Origin of the sequence: Leptotrichia sp. OH3620_COT-345, assembly GCF_003932895.1 — a bacterium.
In the GTDB taxonomy this organism is placed as follows: Bacteria; Fusobacteriota; Fusobacteriia; order Fusobacteriales; family Leptotrichiaceae; genus Pseudoleptotrichia.
The window spans coordinates 1-370 of record NZ_RQYW01000148.1 but is presented as its reverse complement, the minus strand read 5'-3'; the positions used below and the strand labels follow the sequence as shown (position 1 = coordinate 370).

The 370-nt window shown below is 39.2% G+C and carries 1 protein-coding gene; it reads left to right on the top strand.

The annotated features are described in order from the left end of the window. A partial coding sequence (locus tag EII29_RS12435) for a hypothetical protein (RefSeq protein WP_158612561.1) occupies window positions 1–370 on the top strand: 370 nt, incomplete at both ends.

The window sequence follows — 370 nt, the reverse complement described above, 5'->3', positions numbered from 1 at the left end:
TGATATTGGCACCGGGAGGAAGGATAAAAGGCTCCGATGTATATATACAAGTATCGGGGAAAGTAGTAAACGGGACGGAAGAATATTTAAAAGGAACCTACAGAAGAGAAGACGGCACACTTACAGATAACAGAAAAGCGGGAATGGTATTAAATCCGTCAAGTATAATAGGAACCCAAAGCACGACAATAAAGGCGGGCTCACTTTTGAATACATCGCAAATAGGAGCACCCGGTCAGGGGACGACATATATTGAGCTGACAGGTAAAGGAATAAATGCAAGTATAGGAAATAATATAGGGAAAATAGAAGGAAAAGAAGTATTAGTAGAAGGAAATAAAGGTATAAGAAATATAGGAGGGGTAATAAG